This window comes from Natrinema gari JCM 14663 (assembly GCF_000337175.1).
Classification (GTDB): Archaea; Halobacteriota; Halobacteria; order Halobacteriales; family Natrialbaceae; genus Natrinema; species Natrinema gari.
In genome coordinates this window covers 51,255-68,935 of sequence record NZ_AOIJ01000051.1, presented here as the reverse complement: position 1 = coordinate 68,935, position 17,681 = coordinate 51,255, and the positions used below count along the sequence as shown (strand labels likewise).

16 protein-coding genes and 1 pseudogene are annotated in these 17,681 nt (G+C 67.5%); 3 read left to right on the top strand and 14 right to left on the bottom strand.

The annotated features are described in order from the left end of the window. Positions 1-29: 29 nt before the first annotated feature. The 14 genes from pheT to C486_RS10105 form a co-directional block, all read right to left on the bottom strand. Positions 30-1,793, bottom strand: coding sequence for a phenylalanine--tRNA ligase subunit beta (gene pheT / locus C486_RS10175; RefSeq protein ID WP_008455776.1), 1,764 nt, complete (start codon positions 1,791-1,793; stop codon positions 30-32). Next, the gene (gene pheS, locus C486_RS10170; protein WP_008455774.1) at positions 1,793-3,319 is read right to left on the bottom strand and encodes a phenylalanine--tRNA ligase subunit alpha; all 1,527 of its coding nucleotides are present in this window, start codon (positions 3,317-3,319) and stop codon (positions 1,793-1,795) included. The genes pheT and pheS overlap by 1 nt, the downstream gene beginning before the upstream one ends. A gap of 366 nt (positions 3,320-3,685) precedes the next feature. Continuing rightward, positions 3,686-5,050: a hypothetical protein gene (locus tag C486_RS10165; protein ID WP_008455773.1), complete on the bottom strand. Its 1,365-nt coding sequence runs from the start codon at positions 5,048-5,050 to the stop codon at positions 3,686-3,688. 115 nt (positions 5,051-5,165) lie between these two features. Then, positions 5,166-6,761 (bottom strand): tryptophan--tRNA ligase, encoded by a 1,596-nt coding sequence (locus tag C486_RS10160; protein ID WP_008455770.1) that lies wholly within the window; start codon positions 6,759-6,761, stop codon positions 5,166-5,168. Positions 6,762-6,923: 162 nt separating this feature from the next. After that, a complete protein-coding gene (locus tag C486_RS10155; protein ID WP_008455768.1) occupies positions 6,924-8,060 on the bottom strand; it encodes a cell division protein FtsZ in 1,137 nt (378 codons plus the stop codon). A 111-nt stretch (positions 8,061-8,171) separates the two neighbouring features. Beyond that, entirely contained in the window at positions 8,172-9,248 is a 1,077-nt protein-coding gene (gene endA / locus C486_RS10150; RefSeq protein WP_008455766.1) for a tRNA-intron lyase, read from the bottom strand. A gap of 118 nt (positions 9,249-9,366) precedes the next feature. Next, complete coding sequence (locus C486_RS10145; protein ID WP_008455764.1) at positions 9,367-10,143, bottom strand: hypothetical protein; 777 nt, start codon at positions 10,141-10,143, stop codon at positions 9,367-9,369. Between the two features lie 252 nt (positions 10,144-10,395). Beyond that, on the bottom strand, positions 10,396-10,701 hold the full coding sequence (locus C486_RS10140; protein WP_008455762.1) for a MazG-like family protein: 306 nt from the start codon (positions 10,699-10,701) through the stop codon (positions 10,396-10,398). Between the two features lie 201 nt (positions 10,702-10,902). After that, positions 10,903-11,133: an Lrp/AsnC ligand binding domain-containing protein gene (locus tag C486_RS10130; RefSeq protein WP_008455759.1), complete on the bottom strand. Its 231-nt coding sequence runs from the start codon at positions 11,131-11,133 to the stop codon at positions 10,903-10,905. Between the two features lie 241 nt (positions 11,134-11,374). Continuing rightward, positions 11,375-12,067: a hypothetical protein gene (locus tag C486_RS10125; protein ID WP_008455756.1), complete on the bottom strand. Its 693-nt coding sequence runs from the start codon at positions 12,065-12,067 to the stop codon at positions 11,375-11,377. Between the two features lie 184 nt (positions 12,068-12,251). Next, positions 12,252-13,379 carry a helix-turn-helix transcriptional regulator gene (locus tag C486_RS10120; RefSeq protein ID WP_008455754.1) on the bottom strand — a complete coding sequence of 376 codons (1,128 nt, stop codon included), beginning with the start codon at positions 13,377-13,379 and terminating at the stop codon, positions 12,252-12,254. Positions 13,380-13,559: 180 nt separating this feature from the next. After that, positions 13,560-13,910 (bottom strand): hypothetical protein, encoded by a 351-nt coding sequence (locus C486_RS10115; protein WP_008455752.1) that lies wholly within the window; start codon positions 13,908-13,910, stop codon positions 13,560-13,562. Between the two features lie 275 nt (positions 13,911-14,185). Next, positions 14,186-14,557, bottom strand: coding sequence for a hypothetical protein (locus tag C486_RS10110; RefSeq protein WP_049910401.1), 372 nt, complete (start codon positions 14,555-14,557; stop codon positions 14,186-14,188). Positions 14,558-14,577: 20 nt separating this feature from the next. Continuing rightward, the gene (locus tag C486_RS10105; RefSeq protein ID WP_008455747.1) at positions 14,578-15,063 is read right to left on the bottom strand and encodes a hypothetical protein; all 486 of its coding nucleotides are present in this window, start codon (positions 15,061-15,063) and stop codon (positions 14,578-14,580) included. Between the two features lie 201 nt (positions 15,064-15,264). Here C486_RS10105 and C486_RS10100 point away from each other — a divergent pair. The 3 genes and pseudogenes from C486_RS10100 to C486_RS10090 all read left to right on the top strand — a co-directional run. Beyond that, positions 15,265-15,736 (top strand): annotated as a pseudogene (locus C486_RS10100) (DJ-1/PfpI family protein); the annotation flags it as partial. Between the two features lie 351 nt (positions 15,737-16,087). Continuing rightward, complete coding sequence (locus tag C486_RS10095; protein ID WP_014862561.1) at positions 16,088-16,588, top strand: hypothetical protein; 501 nt, start codon at positions 16,088-16,090, stop codon at positions 16,586-16,588. 387 nt (positions 16,589-16,975) lie between these two features. Then, on the top strand, positions 16,976-17,626 hold the full coding sequence (locus tag C486_RS10090; RefSeq protein WP_008455740.1) for an HAD family hydrolase: 651 nt from the start codon (positions 16,976-16,978) through the stop codon (positions 17,624-17,626). Positions 17,627-17,681 lie beyond the last annotated feature (55 nt).

Below are 17,681 nucleotides of genomic sequence, written 5' to 3'. Positions count from 1 at the left end.
ATCGAATCGCGTTCGCTCCCCTCGCGGCCCTATCGGAGCGCCTCGAGATCGAACTCGAAGGCCGACACCGGCACTTCGAGGTCGTGTTCGATGAGCACCTTCGGGTGGACCTCCCCGATCACGCCGACGTCATCGCCGTCGATGACGACCGCCGCGGTTCGACCCGAAATGAAGGTCGGGTGGTCGGTCGGCGGCGTCTCGAGGTCGACGTCGAAGTTGCGGGCCAGCGCCTGCAGCCGTGCCTTGGCGTCTTCGTAGCCGGCCTCGTGGTGTGCGAGGACGGCCCCGACGCGGCGGCCCTCGGCGACGCCGGTGGGTTCGCTCTCGTCGACCGCGGCCGCGAAGCCGATCTCGGCGAGGTTTTGTGGGTACGATCGGTGGGTGTTCCGCTCGAGAACCATCAACAGCGAGGGCATCACCCACGTCCGCAGCATGGTGAAGTCCTCGCTGTACGGTTCCTTGATCGTCGCCGGCTCGCCGGCCCCATAGATATCGTCGCCGGGCGAGACCTCGAGTCGGTCGTAGTTCTCTTCTTCGCTGATCATGTGGAAGTTTAGCAGGTCCTCGAAGCCAAGTCCGACGAGTTGCTCGCGGACCGCCCGCTCGAGGCGGGAGCGCTCGTGGCGGCCACCGACGGTCCCCACGTCGGGGTAGCGAGGTTCGAGGTCGTTGAAGCCATAGGCCCGCCCGAGGTCGTCGATGACGTCCAGCGGGTGAAGTACGTCGACGCGGTAGGGCGGGATCGTCACCTCGTAGACGAGGTCGCCGTCCTCGCTCTCTTCTTTTTCGGCCTCGAGCCCGGACCGCTCGGCCAGGTCGATCACGTCGTCGGGATCGAGCCCGATGCCGAGGATGGTCTCGATGCGGTCGTGGGCGACCGTCTTCGTCTTCGTCGAGAGGTCGGGTCGGACGATCTCGTGATCGGGGTATTCGACTCGCACTTCCTCGAGCGTGGCTCCCCGAGCCGACAGCGCGTAGCAGACGATGGTCAGCATCTTGTCGATCGTCCACTGATCGGTGCCCGTCATCTCGACGAACAGGTCGCGGGACTCCGTCGACACCTCGGTGCGGCGGCCGTTAATAACGGGCGGGAACGAGAACAGCCCGAGATCGTCGTAGATCGCCGGGTAGCGCTCGTACTCGCTGACCAGGTCGGCGTAGGTCCGACCCGTCTGGTGGTCCTCGAGCACGTCGGCCGGCGTCATCTCCCGATCGGAATCGAGCGGGACGAACCGGTCCCCGTCGGGTTCGACGCCGACGTACTGGATCGTCGGGGTACCTTCCGTCGCGGCGCTCCCTCGCGGCTCGTCGCCGCTCTCGTTTTCCGATGCGCTACGCGCATCGCGACCCTTCAGCATCGTCAGGTCGTGAATCCCGATCGCGCCCTTCGCCCGCTTGCGCCCCATCGTCGCGTGGAGTTTCTCCTGGAGTTGAATGAGCGACTCGAGGGCTTCCTCGTCCAGATCAACGTTGCGGACGACTGCGCCGGTGACGTATGGACGCTCGTCGGGGACCGAGTCATCGACCTCGATGGTCCACTCCGGCGAATTCGGCGAGGGAACGTGAACGCCCCGCGCGTCGCCGTACTGGTAGCGCATCGAGCGGGCAACCCCCTCCACGGAGAGGCGGTCGAGCCGGTCCGGTGCGAACTCGAGTTCGAACGCGCCGTCCTCGGTGCGCCCCTCGAACTCGAGGCCGAGTCCGAACAGGGCTTCCTGTAGCTCGTCGTCGCTCTTCTCGTCGTGACCGGTCAGGTCCCGCAGTTCGTCGGGGTCGATATCGACCGTGGGCATCAGTAGGTCACCTCCGTGTTGCGCAGCAGTTCCAGGTCACACAGCGTTCCGTGGATGTCCCGGATGTCCTCGAAGCCGTACATCAGCATGAGCAATCGCTCGAGAGCCAGGCCCCATGCCATCACGTCACAGTCGACCCCCAGCGGCTCGAGCATCTCCTCGCGGAAGATCCCCGAGTTCCCGATCTCGACGAGTTCGCCCGTCGTCGGGTGTGTTCCGAACAACTCGAAGCTGGGCTCGGTATAGGGGTTGTAGTGGGGTTTGAACTGGATGTCCTCGATCCCGAACTGAGAGTAAAACTCCTCGAAGGTCCCCATCAGATCGCGCACCGAGAGGTCCTCGGCCATCACCCACCCCTCGATCTGGAAGAACTCGAGCAAGTGGGTCGGATCGAGCGTGTCGTTGCGGTAGACTTTCTCGACGCTGAAATAGCGCTGCGGGGGCTCGAGCTCGCCGACTTCCTCGCCAGACAGGTAGCGGGTCGACAGCGAGGTGGTGTGGCCACGCAGGGCCAGCGCGCGAGCGAAGTCCTCGTCCCACGGCGAGTGATAGCCCTCGCCGTCCGGGCCGACGCCTTCCTTGTGGGCGCGCTCGACGCGGTCGACGAGGTCCGCGGGGAGGGCGTCGATATGCGTGGGGTTCTCGAGGGCGAACCGGTCCCAGTGGGTCCGCGCCGGGTGGTCCTGGGGCATGAACAGGCAGTCGTTGATCCAGAAGTCCGCGTCGACGTGGGGGCCGTCCATCTCCTGGAAGCCCATCCCGACGAGCGTGTCCTTGACGCGCTCGGCGGTCTGGCGCAGGATGTGGACGTTACCGCCGTCGAACTGCTCGGCGTCGGCCTCGACGTTGTACTCGGCGAACTCGACGGTCTCCCACTCGCCACTGGTCAGCAGTTCCGGCGTGACCTGACCGACCGTCTCGGCGGTCTCGATCCCCGCCATCAACTCCGTGACGGCACGCTCGGTTAGCGTCGCCTCGCGGACCGTCGATTCGTGCCGATCGAGCAGGCCGCGCCGCTCGAGTGACTCGAGCGTCTCCGAATCGACGTCGACGCTGTCGACCGGGGCGTCGTCGGCGTCGGCCAGCGCCGCGAGCGCGTTCGCCTCCGCGTCGGCGTCCGGGTCCGCGTCGGGGTCGGCCGTGATCTCGCCGCTGTCGATCGCGCCGTACCCCTTGCGCGCGTAGTTCGAGAGCGCGATGTCGACCGCACCGCCTTCGAGCCCCGACGCGCCGATGACCTGCCCCATCGAAACCGGGTCGGCGTCGGCACCGGCCTCGAGCGCGGCCTCGTAGAGCCGCACCTCGGGCAGTCCCTCGGTGACGTAGTCGCGCCCCTCGTCGGTGAGCGCGACCGTTTCGTCGACGCGTTCGCTGACGGCGACCAGCCCCTCCGTCTCGAGTTCGAAGAGCGCCCCAGTGACGGTTTCGGGCGGGAGGTCGGTCGCCGCGGCGAGGGCGTCGACGGACGTTGCCTCGTCCGCACGTGCGGCCTCGAGGACCGCGACCTGTTGTGATGGCAGTTGCATTCGCTTACCTGCATTGCCGTGGGTCGGTCAGTTAGCGGTTCCGACTCCGTTCGACGCCGACTCTCGAGTCGACGACGCTGTGCGGGCGGTTTCGCCGCGGGCGACCGATCGGGTCGGCCCCGGGTCCACCGGCCCGAGTCACCGGGCGAAGAAGAAGCCGAATCCCGATCGGCGGCGCTGTGGCTGGGTCTCGAGGCTGGCACGGATGTGGGATTCGGGTGCCATACGCGTTCGATATCGTGGCGGGTGCAAAAGTATTGCGGGACGGTAACACTGCGGTCTCGACCGGTATCCTCGGGCGGGTGACGGACCGAGCGAACCGGGAGTGTGCAGGCAGCCATGGGTCCGTTCGGTGGCCGGTTTCCCCTACGAGTTCGACACGCGCGTCGTGTCGAGCGAGCCGGCATCGACCCACTCGAACCCCGACTCCTCCGCAGTCGCTTTCGCCTCCGGGACCGCGGCGGGATCGAAGTCCGTGGCGAACTCGATACGGGTCTCCGTGGACTCGGCGGCGGGCAGTTCGGGCAGGAAGTCGTCGTCCTCGAGCAGCCCGCGAACGGAGACGGTCCCGCCCGCGTCCAGCGCCGCGCCGAGCGCACGGTAGCGCTCGTGGTCGCCCTGCGGGGCGAGGTCCGTGCCGAACGATTCGTTGCTGACCCGCGCCGTGTCACTGGCTCCCGAGAGCGTCCCGAACCCGTCCGTATCCGTCGGATCCTCGTCCGTGGCCGTCGATCGAACCCCGTGACTCGAGCCCCCCGTGGGTCCCGCTCGATCGGACGTGGTCTCAGCGCCACGCTCCGTCGCCCGGTCGGTCTCGCCGTCGCGTCGCCGCGACACGGCGGGCGAGCCACGGAGTTCGAAGCCGTCGATCTCGCTGGCGGGTGCTGCCGTGGCCGATCGCGCCCTACTGGACATCGCCCCCGCGTCGGCCGTCGCATCGCTCGCTCGGTCTGCGTCCGTCCCCGTCGCGTCCGCGTTTGCGTCCACGCGAGCGGACGGCTCGGCTTCGTCGATGAGCGAGCCGACGGTCGATGTCGATCCGCTCGAGCGACGCGTGCCGCGCTCGAGCGCCCACGGTGGCCACGGCTCGTCGCCGTCGGTGTCGATCGACGCGGCCGCGTCGTCGCCGGTCGCGGGAACGTACGCCGCGAGTCCGTGCGCCGGCAGCAGCGGTCGACCGACGGCCTCGATTCGCGGGCCGTAGCGTTCGCGGAGCGCGTCGAGTTCGCTCCGCTCGACCAGCGCGGCCCGCCAGCGGTCGACGCCCGACGAGAGGAGGACGAACCGCGCATCGGTCCCCGCGAGAATCGCGTCGTTGATCGTCCGGAGGACGGCCGGGAGGTTGTCGCTCCCGAGCGGCGTCTCCGGGTAGGTGATCGTCGCCGTCCGCGCTCGGCCGCGGGGGTCCGACGCAGTCAGCGTCAGTCCGTCGCGGGCGGCCGATCGCTCGAGCGACCAACCGATCGCGTCGAAGACGGCCGCGAGTTCGGTGTACAGATCGGCCCGCGAGTACCGGGCCGCACACGCGAGGCCGCGGTCGCTCCGTGTGATCGTCCGGCGGAGCACCGTCGTCCGATCGACGCCCGTCGCGAGCGCGTCGGCCAGCGCCGCCTCGAGGTCGTCATCACCGGCGGCGTTCCGTCGAACGTCCCCCTGACTGACGCCGAACGCGCCGAGGATGTCCGCACAGACCAGCCGGTCGTCGGGCGCGCCACGGCGGTCCGGTGCCATCGTGGCTCACGGTTCCACGACTGTCCGTATATATGTTTGTCAGACGCCAACATGTCCGATCGCTTCCATTCGTTCCGGTTCCCGACGTCGCCGGGCAGTCCGTCGCGGCTCCGCGTTAGCGACGCCGCGGCGACTCGAGTTCGATATCCGCCTCCTCGAGGAGGTCCGTGACCTCCTCGCGCTTCTCCTGGTGTTCCACGAGGAACTCCTTCATGAGCTGGGCGGCCTGTTCCTTGCAGTCGCCACAGAGTCGTTCGCCGCCCACGCACTCGTCGTAGACGCGCTTGGCAAACTCGTCGTCGTCGCCGGCCAGCAGATAGGCGTAGAGCTCGTAGACGGGACACTCGTCGGCTTTCCCGCCCTTCTCGCGCTGTTCCTCGGCGGTCTCGCGGCCGCCGGTCGTGGCCGCTTTCACCTTGTCGTAGCCGTCCTCGGGGTCGTCCAGCAGCGAGATGTGACTCGCCGGGATCGAGGAAGACATCTTGCCGCCGGTCAGTCCGGTCATGAACCGGTGATAGATCGAGGACGGCGGCTGGAAGCCATAGCCGCCGTTCGCGACCTCGACCTCGCGGGCGAGTTCCTGTGCCTCGGCGGGCTCGAGGTCGAAGGCGTCGACGTGGTTCTCGTAGACTCGCTTTTCGCCCTCGATGGCGTCGATCAGCGCGTCGAAGGCCTCGTCGGTCGCCCGGCGGTCGAAAAAGCGGGTTCGCGGCCGGATCGGCTCCATGCCGGCCTCCTCGAGCTTGGTCAGCACCGCACGCAGCGTGTCCGCATCGACGTCGATCTCCGACAGTGGCGTCTCCTCGAGCGCCTCGGCGACGTGGACACACCGCAGTTGGTCGTCGTCGAACGCGGCGGGATCGAGGTCCTGATAGAACTCGGCGACCAGCGCGCGCTCGGCGGGCTCGAGTTCGAAGCTGGCGTAGGCCTCGCTGACCTTGAAGAAGCGCATCCGCTCGGCCAGATCCCGTGCCAGCCGGACGTGCGGGTCCTGGTCCGGGCCGACGGGGATCACCGTCGGCTTTGGCTCCTCGAGTTGGGGGTAGAGGATGTCGGCCATCTGGGTGACGACCGACTGCATGTGCGAGACGTCGGTCTCGCCGTCGAAGCCGTAGATCGCCTGGAACTCCGAGAAGTTGGCCTCGGCACCGAGTTCGAAGGCGAGGTCCTGGAGCTCGCGATTGGTCGACTGCCGGTAGAGCTCGCCCTCCTCGGGGTCGAAACCGAGCGCGAGCAGGGAGAGCAGGTAGTCCCGGGCGTGCTCGTCGATCTCCGCCCAGCTCATTCCTCGGGCGGAGTTGGCTTCGAGGTCGGCGATCAGGCCGTAGGCGTCGGCCCCCTGCTGTTGATGCCAGATGATCTCGTCGAAGACCAGCTTGTGGCCGATATGGGGGTCGCCAGTGGGCATAAAGCCCGAGAGGACGGCCGCCGGCTCGTCGTTCTGCAGGGCCTCCGCCACCGGCCGGTAGTCACGGTGGCCGAAGATGACGCCGCGGCGCATCAGGTAGTGTGGGTTCGGGACCGCTTCGAGAATTTCGTCGAACTCCTCGATGCCGAATTGCTCGAACAGGTTCCGATAGTCGGAGACGCTCGAGGAACCCCAGGGGTCCAGCGCGACATCGTCTGCACCTGCAGCGCCGCCGTCGGTCAGCGGTTCCCCGGTCGTCGGTTCCCCTGACGCGGACTCCTCGCGTGGGTCGTCTCCGGTCATTACGTGCGTTTTGGCGCGCCAGCGCGCAAAAGCCTTCGGCTTCGGGGGCGCCGAAATATTCGGCCACCGAGACGACGATCGGCGGCGTCGCGATCGATCGTCTCGCTCGCGAGGACGGCGACACGCTCGACGGGCCGGCTCCGACCGACGCCGGGACCGTCGTCAATCGGCCGGCTCGGTCCGGTCGGCCGCCGCTCGCAACGCTTCGATCCGCTCCGATTCGACGCCGGCGAGGACGACCGCCGCGAAGACCCGGTCGCCGTCGGGACGGGGTGCGTCGCCGCCGAGGATGCCCGAACCGCCGATCGCCGACTCGAGGGTTCGCCGCCCCTCGGCGATCGCCTGTCGGTTGAGCCACGCCGGCGGCCCGCCGACGATCAGCAGTCCGCGTGCGGCCGTTTCGGGGTCGCATTTGAGTGAGAGTTTCCCGCGAATTCCCTTCCTGACCACGGTTTCGATGGCGCTGACCGCTTCGCTCGTGTCGACGTCCGGCTCGGTCGACAGGAGTCCGAGACCAAACCGTGAGTCGCTCGTCTCGACCGTCTGGTCGCCGTAGCCGAGTGCGACGACCGCCGACTGATCGCCAACGATCCGTCGGACGTCGCTCGCGTCGACGACGGTCTGGGCGACCGGCCCCTCCGAATCGCCGCCGCCGGCGAAGACGGCCGCGATGCGCGTCGCCAACTCGCGGTTACAGCGGTCGCGCCCGTCGCGGAGGGATTCACCGGGGCGGAGCCAGTCCTCGTTGTCGAACGTGATGATGGCGCTTGCGACCCCGTCGAGTCGCTCGAGCGTGGCCATGGCGTTCGCCGCTGCGTTCGGTCGCGGCGCGTCGGCGGAACCGCGAGGCCTGCTTCCCGAGCGGCCGGCCGCGGCGTCGAACTCGCGGTCGGCCGGCAGCGTCGCCAGGACGTAGACCGGTGTCTCAGTCCGCTGTTGGAGCGTGGCGACGAGCGCGGGAACCGTCCCCCCGCCGGTCGCCCCGCCGAGGCCGACCGCGACGAGAATCGCGTCGGCCGGCTCGGCCGTGGGACGGGGCACGCTCTCGAGGAGTTCGTCGGCGTACGCCCGGCCGACGGTTCGCCCGCGCTCGAGATCGCCCTCGAGACCGCCGTCGATGTCGTCGGGACCGTACCGGGATCGATGCGATTCGGGGATGACGGTCCCGTGCAGGCTGCGTTCGTCGGTATCGAAGGCGAAGACGTCGGTGAGAAACGAGTGGTCGGTCGGCTCCGCGGCCCGGACCGCGTCGGCGATCCGACAGCCCGCGCCGCCGACGCCGAGTACCTCGAGTTGCATGGTGTGGTCCTCGTCCGTCGGGGGTTTCAGGATTCCGCTCGCGCGGACCGTCGTTCGGTTGGGCCTCGATATGTGGAGTCGAGGCTTCCAACCGGGTCGTCGGCGGCCGAGTCAGGGCGTCAGCCGCTCGAGCGACCACCACTCGATTCCGTCCGTCCCCGCGGCTCCGTCGGCTACCAGCGCGAACACCATCGTTTTCCGGACGCCGTGAGCGAGCCGCACGTCAAGCGCCAGATCCCGCGGCTCGAAGACGTAGTCGGCCGGATGGACGCGAACGAGCAACTCGGAGTGGCCGAGGTTCTCGACGGATTCGACGTCGGCGTAGGTCCGGAAGTCCGCACCGAACTTGTACCCCGTCTTGGGGACGACGCCACGCTCCCGCAGCGCCGTGTAGACGCGCAGCCGCCGGTCGAAGCGCTCACCCTCGACCTCGCGGCCGCGCTCGCGGACTGTCCCGGGCTCGAGGTCGATCGCACCCCGTTCGGCGAGGTAGGCCGCCTCGAGCAGGGAACACTGCAGCGTCGGCTCGTCGTACTCCCGGCCCTCGAGCGGCTGGCCGTAGAACGTTCGCTCGTAGAGGCCGAGCGGCGGCTCCCAGACCACGACCCGGTCGGCGAGCAGGTCGGCCGCACACCCCTCCGGCAGCGACGTGTCGGCGTCCGACGTGCCGGTCGGGTCACGGCTGTCGACCTCGAAATAGGTGATTTCGCTCTCCTCGTCGACGACGGCCAACACGCCTTCTCGGAGCTCGGCGGCGGGAATATCCGTTCGCTCGCCGATGATCCGCAAGGCGTAGGCGATTTCGCCGTCGCCGGGCCCCTTCCCACGCGGGAACACCGCGAAGTCGGCTTCGCCGCCGGGCGGATCGGACACCCACGGCTCCGACGCGGGGGAGAGATAGAACCCGCGCGATCGCAGGTCCGCGTAGACGAGAAACCGAACGCCGAAATCGTCGCCGGGTTCGCGGGCGATGAACGCCCTGAATCCGAGTCGGTCGCCGCTCGCAGTATTCACGACTGCCTCGAGGTCCCCCCGGTAGAGCAGGTGGGCCGCTTCCACGGGTGCGAGGGCGATTTCGTTTCCCTCGAGCGGGTAGCCATACCCCCGTGAGTCGTGATATCGCTGGCGTGCGTCGCCGCCTACGCGGACGACTCCCTCGTCCGCGTCGAACCGTCCCTCGAGTGACATAGCCGGGGTTTGGCCGGCCGACACTAAGTGGCTGCGGATCGATTCTCCGGCGTCCGTATCACGGCATGCCGGTGCGCTGTCTCCGGGTGGCCTCCGCCGCTGCGCTCGGTCGTGCCGTTCAGTCATCGGCCGCGGCGTCGTCCTCGAGCGGAGTCTCGAGGGCGCGGTCACAGGTTGCATCGAGACACCGGATGCCGCTGGCGGTCTCGAAGGTCGGGAGTCCGCAGGCGCACTCGCCGTCGACGACGCCGGCGGGGACGGCGAAACCGGTGTCGCAGTCGGGGTAGTGCTCGCAGCCGGCGATGAGTCCGCCGCGCCGGAGGATTCGGAGGTCGCCGTCGCAGTCCGCTTTCGGACACGCCCACTCGCGGTCGAACGCTTCCTTGACCGCCGCGTCGAGGGATTCACACCCCCGGTCGAGGCAGACGTTGAACGCGAGACCGCGCTCGACGCGCATCTTGGGCAGGCCACAGTCACAACCGCAGTGCTCGTCGCGGACCGTCGCGTCCGCCGGCACGCCGTAGCGGTCGCCACAGCCGACGCAGTGGACGCCGCTCGAGCGCACTAACGCCGCGCCGCAGTCGGGACACGTCCCGACGGGTGTCCCGGCCGCCGAAGCCGGATAGTGAGCGAACCCGTCCCGTTCGTGGGCGGCGATCCGCAGCGTCTGGGTCCCCTTTTTCGCGACGACGGAAAACCCGTCCCGACGGTCGCTCGAGACGCTGTCGGCGCGGGTCAGCCAGGCGACGGGCTGGTAGCCGTCGATGTCGTGGACGAGGACGGTGTTGTCCGGTTTGACGATCGTCGTCACTCGACCACGGTACTCCTCCCGGTCGGCGTCCTCGGCGATGACGGTACAGTCACCCGCGAGCACGCGGATCGCATCGTCGATCATAGGGTGAGTGGCCGCGGTTTCGTATTTAAACTCGCGGACGGGATCGCGATGGCGTCGCACGACTTCGGCCGGAACGCGCCCGATCCGGCTAGCTCGATATATAATACCTCCTCGTCGGGTCGTGCGGACGGTCTCTGACAGCGAGCGCAGTCTGTGTGGTTTATCGGAGCGGGTTCGATTTCCGTATCCACGATCGGCCCCTGAGGAGAAAGGCGCGAACGGTCCCTCATCGCTGAGCCGTTCGATGCCCGTCTACTCGCCGGAACCAGGAGTCTCGTTGCCGTCCAGTCGTCGGTCGTACTTCTCGATGGCCTCCTCGAGCGCTGCGCTCGCATCGATCTCGAGGGCGTCCGCGAGCGCCAGGAGCGCGAACAGCGCGTCGCCGAGTTCGTCGGCCGCGATCTCGAGATCGGCCGGCGACTCGCCGTAGTCGGTGGTGGTGTTCGCGTCTTTTGCGAGCTCGCCGACCTCAGAGACGAGGTCGAGGAGGCGGAATTCGGGGGGTGTCTCGAGATCGTATTCGGCGACGAAGTCGGCGACTTTCCGTTGCTCCTCCATACAGCCGACTGTTTCAGTGGGTTTCAAAATACCACGAAGTCGGGCCCGCCGCAGTTTCGGTTGTCGAGTCGGTCGCCTCGCATGCGGTCTTTCGACGGATTCGACGGGATCGACAGTTCCATGGTCGGCTCCACGTTTTTGACCGTCGGTTTCCGTCTCGCGACGACTGTGATCGGCGACCGATCCGGTCGCGCGTGTCGATTAGTCGACACAGACGTACGTTCGTGTCGTGCCGACTCCCTCGAGCGGCCGAATGGTGGTCGTCACCGTCTCGAGGAGATCGTGGGGGTCGTCGCCCGTTAATTCGACCATCACGTCGAAGTCGCCCGTGATGACGTACGCCGCGGCGATGCCCTCCGCATCACGGAGGGTTTCGCACACCTCCGCGGACGTTCCAGTTGCAGCGTCGATCATCGCATACGCGTCGACCATTTCCCGCCGATCTACGTCGGCAGGCCCCAAAAAACGGGAGCGAACCGATGGCTGCAGGCAGGCTTCGTTCGACGCTGCTGCAGCGGCCACCGTGGCGTTCGCAAGTGTTTCGACTGCGACGGGAGCGAACCCGCCGCCGCCGACCCGTCTCGGCGGGGCTGCTCACCGGCCACGATCGAATGGATCGCTGTCGAAGTCGCCGAGCGAGTGACTCGGTCCGGCTTGCGGCGGACGGCTCGCGCTACGTCGATCCGTTTGCGCTCCCCGGCCCACTGCCGTGACTGTCGTCGGATCGATTCTCGCTGGCGTCGCTCGGAACCTCGGGAGCGCGCTCGTTTCCGGCCGAGCTGCCGACATCGTCGCCGGCGATCGAGCGAGCGATCGCCGCGGTCTCGGGTCCGCCGAGGTCACCGGCTCGCTCTCGGAGCGTTCGAATCGACCCCTCGTCGATACCGTGTGCCGCGAGCGCTTCAGGCGGTAATTCGGCTGCGGCGGTCTCCGCCGTTGCGGCCCGCCGCTCGAGGCTCCGCATCTCGGCGACGATCGTCGCGACGGCGGCGCGATAGCGTCCCTCGCTGATCGCGCCGGTGTCGCGGGACTCGTTGAGGTCCGCGAGCCTGTCTTCGAGTTCGGTCATGCGCGCGTCGGTCTCGTTGACGCCCGCGGCGACGACGGCGGCTTTCGTCCGGTTCGACTCGGCGTTCGCGATTCTGGCATCGAATGCGCGCTCCGAGACATCGCCCTCGAGTTCGGCGTTCTGGACGCCGACGGCGGCGGCGAATCGTTCGCCCGGTTTGATCGACTCGGTGTCCGCGTCGGCGTCGGGTGCCGCTTGTGCGTCGCCGCTCGAGACGACGCTCGCCGCGGCGAGGGGGACTGCAACCGTCGCAACGACGAGGATCGCTGCCAGCGTGATCGACGTGGTTCGATTCATTGGTGAGTGATCTGGTCGCGTACTGACGGAGACGCGAGACGGTGACTTGGGTTCATCGACGGTTGCCCCGATTCAACGCCGTTTTCGATCCGTTGCCGTCGGTCGATTTCGCCCATTTGGTCGGCTCCACTTCCGCCGGCGCGTCCGAGCCGCCGGGCGGTCGATGCTGCGTCACGTGTTCCTCTCATTGTTCCCCTTCCGGATGCTCGTCGTCGCCCTCGGGAAGCGACAGGACGTTCTCGCGACCGAGACGGAACGACTCGAGTCGCCCGTCCTCCCGGAGGCTGCTGACGACCTTGCTGGTCTTCGCGTCGGTCCAGCCGAGTTCCTCGACGACCGCCTGTTGTTTCATCCGGCCGCCCCGTCCTTCTATGAGTCGGAGGACCTGTTCCTCGTTGCTGAGCAGGTCCGTGTCGGGCGCGTCGGTCGTGCCTGTACTCCCCGACTCGTCGTCCGTCGCCACCGTCGGTGCGGTCCCCGAACCGCCGGTCGGAACGGGGTCGGAATCGGCAGTCGACTCACGACCATCGTCTCCGCCGGCCGTCCCCGCCGTCGCCGACCCGCGGGTCCGGTACCACCACGCGCCGGCGAGGGCGAGCCCACCGATACTGACGACAGCGATCGCCATCGCGGCCGTGCTCGGGCCGGCTCCCCCGTCGGTGACGACGACCCGCGGCTCTCCGGAGACGAAGCCGGTCTCGCCGCCGCGCCAGATCACGGCCCGGTCGCGCTCGTCGTCCGGCTCGGGCGCGACCGATGCGAGCTCGTAGCCGTCCGGCCACGTCAGTAGTAGCCGCGTTCCGTCGTCGAGGTAGAGCCCTTCGATCGCGTCGCCCGCGCGGAGGTCGTCGCCCTCGACGGCCGCGAACCCGTCCCAGCGGAAGGTGTACCGGACGACGCCGTACTCGCGTGCGAGCGACTGGCGCGCAGTCGTCACGTCGAACCCGTCGGCGTTCATCTCGCGGCTCGTCGCAGTACTCGCCGTCGCGACCGTCTCGTTCATCCGATCGGCGAACGACTGCGTGTGGTTTTCGGGATCGTTTCGAATCTCTTCCTGCAGGGAGTCGAACGCCGTCGTGCTCTCCTCGTCGTCGAGCCGAACCCAGAACTCGAGGGTCCACTCGGCGGTGCCGTTCGGCCGGAGCGCGACGTCCATCCGAACCTCGTCGGCGTCGATTCGGTCTTGCTGGAGTGCGAACGGACTCGACTGGCGCTGCCCGGCGGTCGCGGCTCCGGTGCCAGCGACGACGGGCCCAGTTGCGACGAGCAGGACCGCGACGACCACGGCCATCACGTCGGCGCGCACGTTCATACGAGTCGGTACTTGCCACCTCTGTTAAAACATGCGGAAGTCCCAAAAGCGGCCCGAATGGCACGCTACAGACATGTAGAAACCGACCTCTCTCGAAACCAGTCAGCTGTCCGTCACCACGGGCCGGCGGTCGGTCCGGGCGTACCACTACTGCCTCAACGACACCACCGACGAACGCAGTTACGCGCCGGGAACCCCGAACGCGCCGACGCCGAGACGGAACACGACGTTGAGCACGAAGAGGATGCCGAGGGCGGCGAACCAGGCGATAACGCCGATCGCGGCGGCCGTCCCCCAGCCGCCGGGATATCGCCAGTTGATCACCCAGACCCAGGCGATCAGGGCGAGTATCGGGCCAAGCAGCGGTATCCACGAGGTCAGCGCCCATGCGACTGCGCCGAGGATCGCCGTCACGACCGCGTGCGAATAGTCGTCGACATCGACGATGAGCCGCGCGCTGGCGAAGATCGCCAGTCCGCCGATGAGCAGTGCAACCAGGAAGGCGACGAACGATCCGATGACGGAGACCATAGCACCCGCTTCTACGGCTGGCCAATTATAACAATGCCATCCGCTATCTCCGATCCGAGCGCGACACGACTGGCCTCGCTCGAGCCCCGTACCCGCGATCGATTTCGCTGTCGGCGTGGCGCTGATCGGAACCACCGACAGCAACTGGTGTTCGGAAACGCCAGTGGGGGTGGGTGCGGGTGCGAATGTGGTGGCGGCAGTGCGTCAGCTGGGAACCGGATGTGACCCGTCAGTGGGCCTGCGTTCGTCGAAGAGAACGACAGCCGGGACGCGGTTCAGGCACCCGGCACGCCGAGCGCCGAGACCGAGCCGATCCCGAGCAGTTCGAGGGCCGCGAGGACGACCACTGCGGCCGCCCAGGTAGCGACGCCGACGCCGGTGGCCCGGAGCCAGCCGAGCCGATACCGTCGCTTGACGATTGCGACCCAGGTGACGATCGCCACCGCGCCGCCGATCAGCGGTATCGGCTCGAGGAGGGCCCAGGCCAGCGCGCCGAGCAACGCGGTCACCACCGCGTGGGTGTAGCCTCGAGCATCGGCGAAGACGTGCGTGCTGGCGTGGAGGGCGACGCCGCCGACCAGCAGGCTGACGGCGACCGTCAGCATCCGAGCCAGGCCGAGCGACGCTGGTGGTGTGACCGGTGGCATGGATATAGGGTCCCCGCGGGTTACTCGTCGCCCTCGGTGGATTCGGGTCGGTTGTCGTCGGACTGTTCGCCCTCACTGTCGGGCTGCTCGGCGACGTCGGACCGTTCATCTCCGTCGACGTTCGCGTCGTCGGTTGCGGTCTCGTCGTCGTCCGGCGTCACGCTGCTGATTGCATCGCCGAGCGAGCCGTCGAGTCCACCGCTCAGGAACGCCGACACCCGGTCATGGATCGCGGAGACGTGATCAGGCACCTGCTCGGGGAGGTCACCGCTCGGCCCCTGTCCGGTGCTGGCATCCGCACCGCTGTCGGCCGCCGCTCCGTTCTCACGGTGCTCCGCGTTGCCGTCCGCGTGGTCGGCCGTTGCGTGGTCGTTCGCCCGCCGATCGTCCGCGTCGTCCGCACTCGAGTCCACGGACACGGGTGCGGTTCCGGGTGCTGCAGCGGCGAATCCAGTCGCCGCGATCAGTACTGCGCAGGTGACTGCGATGAGCGTCGTTCGTTTCATACTGCATCCGGTTCTCGGTGTGTCGATCGACTTGAAGGGGGGTCGCCGTGAACCGGGTTTTCGAGGGTTTGATGCCATTTGAAACACGTTTTCGACGGGTTGTGGCCCGTTTGACGCCGATCGATCGGGATTACGACGGCGACAACCAGTGAGTCGGGACTGCGGTACGCGATGGGGACGAATCGAGCCCGTGCGCACCCGCGGTCCGGCGCGTCGCTCGAGCCGCGACTGGTAACGCTCGCGGAGACCGATCTCGTGGCGGCGAGCCACGGCTTGCGTGTCGAGCCCGACGGGACGCTCGGGGATCCGGATATCCTGCTCGTTCCCGGTGGCGGCTGGACCACCGAGGGTAGAGTCCGGTCCGTCGTCGAAGCTAGGACCGTACCCGAGGCCGTCGGCGAGCGATTCGCAGCCGGGTCGACGGTCGCGTCGGTCTGTACCGGCGCGATGATACTGGCCGAAGCGGACGTGCTGGCGGGGCGGCCCGCGACGACCCTCGCCGTCGCAACGGACGACCTCGCGGCGTCCGCTGCGACCGTTCACCGCGCGCGTGGTGGACGCCGGCGGCGTGACCGCGGGGATCGATCTGGCGCTGTGGCTGCTCGAGCGCGAGTTCGACGCGGCGATCGAGACGGAAATGGAACACGACCGTCGCGGCGAGGTCGTCCGCTGACCGCCCGACGCGATGCGGTCGGGTTTCGTTTGTGGCAGTATACCGGACGGCGAGGCTCGAGGCTACGATGCTACTGTTGCCGGTTTCGGGTTTCGTGTGGCTGAAACGGTTTGCAAACGACGCGACTCGGCGTGTTCTCTCACGGAAGACGCGTTTCGGAGCGTAGCCGCAGGTACCGGTCTGTCAAAGCACTCGGCGTCGTCGAATACAGTCGTCTATGACGGGATCGTTCGTTTGCGGATCAACGGCAGTATACAGCCAATAGCGGCCTCCGTCAGGGTGTCTCAGCGTCTCGTCGAAGCCGGTCTGAAGTACATTTATTACTTTCACAACAGTACTGTAGCAGAGGTAATGCTTTCCGTCCACTTCGATCGTGCGGTCGGGAGACGAGTAGCCGAACCCGTCCTCGCTGCCCTTGCGGTCCTCTCGACGGTCGATGTCGTTACAGAGCCCGTGATCCTTTTCGAGACCGCCTTCGGATCGTTTTGGCTCCCGTTCGCGATACTCGTTCCTGGTTTCCTCGCCCTTTCCGTTCTGGTCGATGTGTTGGCACACGGAGTCCGGTTGGGTTCGACAGTTCTCGGTACCGGTGACCGGTCCCAGCCCGGTGACACGGCAGCGAGTCGTCTCCTCGCCTCGGTCGTGCTCGGACCTCTCGCCGTGTTCACTCTGTGGTGGGCCGTTGCAAGCCTGTCCGTCCACTATCTGGCGGAAACGGGCGGTGTTTCCCCCTCAATATGGGCGCTGTTGTTCGGCGGGATACTCGGTGCCCTCGTCTTGGTACGAGACGTGTTCGTTCGGTTGTTCCCGGAGGGACCATTGTCCCGACTGAGCGGCCGCTCCGCCGAGTGACCCAACCGTCGTCAGTGCGATTCGATCACCCTCGGTGCTCTCCGCCAACCGTTTTGGCGTTCCGGTCGCTGCTGGAAACGGTTTCCGTTGCTGTATCCGTGCAAATCAGTGTTGGCCGATTTCGAGGCGCAAGCCAGTTTCCCCACAACGCAGTCCGCGAGCATTTGCTGGAGGAGTTCAGCACGTCAGTACGGATGTCTCGTCAGTTGCCACGGAACAGTCTCCCGGACTCTGGCGAATCACACGCCCGTCGTCGCCTTCGACCGGCACCTCGCTACGGCTACGATCGCTCGAGCCGTGGCTGGTCCCTTGACTCTGAGCAGTAACGGCGCGGCTCACTGCTTCGTGCCAAACAGCTATCCGTCCCGACCCGATAATCCGGGCTACATGACTGCTGTGCTGTTCGATATGGACGGTGTGCTGGTCGATAGCGAGGACTACTGGGTCGAGTTCCAGCGCGAGGATATTCTCCCGGCCACCGTCCCCGACGAAGACGTCGCCGTCGCCGAAACGAGCGGGATGCACTTCCGCGAGATATACGACTACCTCGACGACGAGTACGGCGCGGCCATCTCCCGCGAGGCGTTCGTCCAGCGGTTCACCGAGGCCGCCGCGGAGATCTACACCGAGCGCGCCGACCTACTCGATGGCTGCCACGATCTCCTCGCCGAACTCGACGACCGCGGCGTCCCGACCGCGCTCGTCTCCTCGTCGCCCCACGAGTGGATCGGCATGGTCACGGAGCGATTCGACCTCGAGACCGAGTTCGACCACGTGATCAGCGCCGACGACATCGACGCGGCGAGCAAGCCCGCGCCCGACATCTTCGAGTACGCCGCCGCCGAGATCGGTGTCCCAGCCGCGGACTGCGTCGTCGTCGAAGATTCCGAGAACGGGATCGAGGCGGCCGCTCGAGCGGGGATGGTCGTGATCGCGTATCGGGTCGACGCCCACGGTGATATCGACCGGTCGCCCGCTGCCGACGTCGTGGACTCGCCAGCTGCGCTTCGGGAGCGTACGCTCGCCCTGACGGAGTAGCCACAGCGGTCTCGTCGCCGTCCTGCGATGCCTCGTGGTGGGCGGTCGTGGCTGC